The 634-nt window shown below is 61.0% G+C and carries 2 protein-coding genes; one reads left to right on the top strand and one right to left on the bottom strand.

The features are described 5' to 3' along the window. Window positions 1–61: 61 nt before the first annotated feature. Entirely contained in the window at window positions 62–193 is a 132-nt protein-coding gene (locus AABE20_RS11260) for a hypothetical protein (RefSeq protein WP_338333150.1), read from the bottom strand. A 241-nt stretch (window positions 194–434) separates the two neighbouring features. Between AABE20_RS11260 and AABE20_RS11255 the strand changes: the two genes are divergently transcribed. After that, window positions 435–634: YrrC family ATP-dependent DNA helicase (locus AABE20_RS11255; protein WP_489752675.1), on the top strand; the 200-nt coding region annotated here is incomplete at its 3' end.

The following is a 634-nucleotide window of genomic DNA, read 5'->3' as shown; positions in this document are numbered from 1 at the left end:
AGAGCAGGCTTCGAACTCCTCAGGGCGCGTGTCCTTCAGCCCGCATAATCAAAAAACATCATCACGAAAAGTACGGAAGAACCCAGCGCGCCACAAGACGCGGGTCGGGGGCATTGGGGCGCAGGACGAGCCGCAACTCGGGCTCGGGCGGCCGATACGCCGTGGCAATGGACTGGCTGGGTCTGTCCGTCATCGTCGCTCTCTTCCGACCGTAAGGCAAGGAAAACAGACACACGATCCGGACAGATGACTGTTATTTCAATGGAAAACGGTAATACGAGAAGGCGTGCATGCGCGTGCTCCAGAGTGCGGAATCGTAGTTATGGGTAGTCCCGGATAGTGGCGCGTCGTACAAATACTGGCTTACGGCGGCATCACGGAAGGGGAGGGCGAGTCATGAACGATACGGGAGTGCCGTTCTTCCGGCAGGTCGGATGAGCGGGCGCGCCATCGACTCTTCGCCCACGGAAGCGCTGGCTGGCCTCGTGGAGCGGGTGACGTTCCACAACGCCGAGAACGGCTTCTGCGTCCTGCGGGTGAAGGTGCGGGGGCAGCGCGATCTGGTCACTGTTGTCGGCCATGCCGCCATGATCTCGGCAGGCGAGTTCGTGCAGATGTCGGGGCGCTGGTTCAA

This window comes from Acetobacter zythi, assembly GCF_963921165.1.
In the GTDB taxonomy this organism is placed as follows: Bacteria; Pseudomonadota; Alphaproteobacteria; order Acetobacterales; family Acetobacteraceae; genus Acetobacter.
This window is presented reverse-complemented; position numbering and strand designations above follow the sequence as displayed.

What these genes read in the sequence shown, in the direction of transcription:
- AABE20_RS11260 (WP_338333150.1), bottom strand. Translation starts at nt 193, where the DNA reads ATGACGGACAGACCCAGCCAGTCCATTGCCACGGCGTATCGGCCGCCC.